Here is a 3,940-nt window from a genome sequence, read left to right on the forward strand (position 1 = left end):
TAAGAATTAAACAAAAAGCATAGATTTACAAGGATTCCAGCCGCTTAAGCAAGCACTAAACTTTCAACCTCATCCAGTGAGGGTGGCACAGTCTCCATATCAATTAGGTAATCACCAAACCGCTTAACATGAGCCGTAATATAAGGACTCACAACCGCCACATCCTCACGACTAATCAAATATCCCTGCTTCTGTAAATCACGCAATATATCAGTTAAATCTACAACATTTTGGAATAAAACAGCATTTGCTACCAAATCCTTATACTTAATCACCTTCTCCTGTTCAATTGGGTCATTCTTCATTACAACCCCAAAACCACCAAAGAAAAACCACTTCGAGAATTTATGATAAGCCTCCACAATATTTGTCACAGCAGTAATTTCTTTTCTCATCTGCATATCTGATATGTATTGCAGCAAGAAAACAGTTCTCACTACTTGTCCTAATTCCTGAAAAGCTTGATATAACCTGTTCTTACGACTATAATTTCCTAATTTACGTAATAAGATTGCACTCGATACCTTACCTGTTTGGATTGATAGAACCACCTGTAAAATATCTTGCCAGTGAGTTTCTATCCGCTTCCAATCAATAGTTTCAGAGAACAAAGAATCAATATGTTGATAAACAGTATCTTTATCAGGACGATAAAAGTTTAAATCTTTCCAATTACGAATCCGAGGCATTAACTTAATTCCCAACATATGTGCCAATGCAAACACAGGTGTTGATTGACCGTGGGTATCAGCATGAATTGTATCGGGTTGAATATCGGAAGAGTTTTTTAACAACCCCTCGATGATATGAACAGCTTCCCAAGTCCCACAAGAAATAAACTGGCTAAATAAAGCCACATAGGTATCAGAGACATGGTGGTAAGCTATTCCTCCGTAACCACCGTAGCGAATATGATACTCAGACAGTAAATTCTCTTCGTAGAGTTCATACTTCGTTCCATCTGCTGCCGCACTTTTACCATCACCCCAAACTGACGGCAGATTTAAAGCATTGTAGCGGTTAATAATATCCACCAATGCTGCATTGAGCTTATCCACAGTCACATGGCGACGGTTGACAAATGCCAGTTCCTTCGCGGTGACGATACCTCGCATATGTCTGGCCGCTTGAGTCGGCCCTAAATTGCAACCATAAGTAAACGTCGTCAAAAGATAACGTTCCGTCGCACGTTCAATTTTAGGATCACTACCAGACAGTGGGCCAAAGTGACGGGTAAAATTTGTCCAGTAGTCAACGTTTCTGGGGATATCGATTAAATTTCTTTCTGGAAATTGTTCTTCGATTTTCTCTATTAAAGCTTTGGCAGCAACACTCAACTCGTTACGCTGATACTTTTTGAGGATGGGTTCGCCTTCATCATTAATAATAAATTGGTGGTTATTGGGATAACCTGCATCCACAGCCGCCGCCGTATCCGTCAACCAGGATTTTAGTGTCTTGGTAAAAAAAGAAGCGGTATTAGGAAAGCCTAAATTCTCACAGTATTGGTCAACTAACGGCAAACAATCTGACCAAGGCAGTAATTGTTCGCGGTAGTCAGCGTAATCTTCACTACCAATAACGCAGATATCTCCTGACCTTAATTCGGTTGCTAGGTAGTAAAAAATACAAGCCTCGAAGTGCCGACGAACGAATTTGGTTTTCTCTCCTTGCTTGACTACAACTAATTTTCGCCACTGTTCTGAAATAAAATCTAGTTCAATACTTGCTTTGAGAAATTCTCCTCGACGATGAGAATTATCTAGGACAAATTGTAATGCTTCGATAACACTTTGTTCGTTAGTAGTTGATTTGAACTCTAATGCTTTTACTAAGCGAAAAAATGTCCGGCGATGATTTTTATAGAATTTCCAAATTAGAGGAAAATGATTATTACCCCTATAAGCATTCATCGCCTCACATTCCGAAAGCAGTTGCTCTGCTCCTCCATCTTGAGTGAATACATTATTTAGTTTATTAAACAGGGATATTTCCTGATTTTTTGTTAACTCAGTAGAGAGATTTAATTCCTGTATCTGCTCCTTTGAATTAGATGAATAACTATCGGATGCTTCAATCTCTGGGTGAGAATCTGCTTGTTCATGTGTTAATTGATTTTCCTCCATAAACACATGGATTACATTAGTCAACACCCCAACTAATTTCTCTTGCGTTTCTTGGATTCTTTTTTTGATAAGTTCTAATTCTTTAGTAGCGTCGTTATTGATTGAGCGCATTTGTTTTAAAAACATCTCAACCAAACTATCTCTTGCTGTCACTTGCGCCGCATAAATTAAGCATAAAATCAAAGTAATCCGTTTGGATAAACTAAAATCCTTGATTTCATGCGCATCTAACACCCGTGCTTCGGCAGCAAAATGGTGAATTTTGGCAGTGGTAATATCCTTGAGTATTGGCTTAACATCACCCAAAGAATCCAGCCAGATTAAATGTACAATAAAGTCATTGATATTGTTACGGGTAGGGCTTTTAGGTAGTTGCTTCAGGCTGTTGAATGAGGTTTGATACTCAAGTGGATGACGCTCTAATAAGTCCAGCAAGCGTTCTTGGTAATCTGACGAGATGCGACTCAGTACGAGGGAAAATAATCTTTGATTTACGACATTTCTCACTCGACGGACTAATCTATTTAATGTGTTGAATCCTGGTAATTCATATCTATTTTTAACTAATTCAGCAATGACTACATTCATTAAATCAGCAGGATTATCCATAACAGTCGCCGATTCATTCACTGCTTTTATAGCTATATGTAACCCAGTTTGATTAAATTGATTTACCTGGAGGTGTTCACGGATGGCAGTCCGATGACGATACATGGTTTTGCGATTTTCATAACCCAAAACAGTATCAACTGAGAATTTTAAATTGCTGCGAATATGATTAACGATTTTGATAGGAATTTCTATTAGCGAAGGAAAGTAGCCTAGTCGCTGAAATGATTTTAATAGGCATACTAGGTTAAGAATATTACTTTCACCCTTAGTTGTAGCGTAAGCAAAAGCAATTTCGCTCTTGTTGGGTGTGTAAATATCGGTGAGTTCTTTGGCAGTCAATTGACGCTTAAATCGAGGGTAAGCGGTACGTTCTATCGATGTCACCATCAGTATGTGTTTGTGCGATTTAAAACTTCAAAAGATATATATCACCAATCAGCCACAAGAGTTGGATTTTATGTAGAGAAACATTACCAAAAAGAACTGTTTATGGGCAAGTTTTTAACATGGAATATGTGGGGAGTTGATTGTGTCGTACTCAATGCCATAGTACCCAATTACCTTTTATGGGCAAGTTGGTTTTTATGACTCATACTGCTCCACCCAAAAAAGTCACAAACCTAGAGAAGCGAACACGAGAATATCTGCTACCCCACGAAGTCGAAGCCATGATTAAAGCCGCTTCATCAACAGGGCGGCATGGTCACAGAGATTCGACTTTAATTTTACTGGCTTATCGTCACGCTCTACGTGTATCAGAATTGGTAGCACTGCGATGGGAGCAGGTAGATTTTTCTAGTGGCACAATTCATATCAATCGACTCAAGCATGGTATCAGTTCAACGCATCCTTTACGTGCCAGAGAGTTAAGGTGGCTACGACAACTACAACGAGAATATCCTCACTCCCCTTATTTGTTTGTTTCTGAGCGTGGTACTCCGATGGCTGCTGCCACAGCTTTTAATATTATTAGTCGTGCTGGCACTCTTGCTGGTTTAGCTTTATCGGTACATCCGCATATGTTACGTCATGCCTGCGGGTTTTATCTGGCATCTCATGGTCATGACACTAGAGCTATTCAGGCTTATCTGGGACACAAGAATATTCAACATACTATTCGCTACACAGAACTAACGAGCGAGCGCTTCCAAAATTTCTGGCTTGACTGAACCTAAAATCAATGGTTTCAAATTGATTTCTTT

At 39.1% G+C, this 3,940-nt stretch carries 2 protein-coding genes; one reads left to right on the forward strand and one right to left on the reverse strand.

The features are described from left to right. Positions 1-44: 44 nt before the first annotated feature. Positions 45-3,122 carry a Tn3 family transposase gene (locus FNW02_RS37590; RefSeq protein ID WP_191762546.1) on the reverse strand — a complete coding sequence of 1,026 codons (3,078 nt, stop codon included), beginning with the start codon at positions 3,120-3,122 and terminating at the stop codon, positions 45-47. A 200-nt stretch (positions 3,123-3,322) separates the two neighbouring features. Between FNW02_RS37590 and FNW02_RS37595 the strand changes: the two genes are divergently transcribed. Beyond that, on the forward strand, positions 3,323-3,907 hold the full coding sequence (locus FNW02_RS37595) for a tyrosine-type recombinase/integrase (RefSeq protein WP_191762545.1): 585 nt from the start codon (positions 3,323-3,325) through the stop codon (positions 3,905-3,907). Positions 3,908-3,940 lie beyond the last annotated feature (33 nt).

It is taken from the genome of Komarekiella delphini-convector SJRDD-AB1 (assembly GCF_014831675.1).
In the GTDB taxonomy this organism is placed as follows: domain Bacteria; phylum Cyanobacteriota; class Cyanobacteriia; order Cyanobacteriales; family Nostocaceae; genus Komarekiella.

Coding starts and splice junctions, on each gene's coding strand:
- FNW02_RS37595 (WP_191762545.1), top strand. CDS start 3,323: ATGACTCATACTGCTCCACCCAAAAAAGTCACAAACCTAGAGAAGCGA.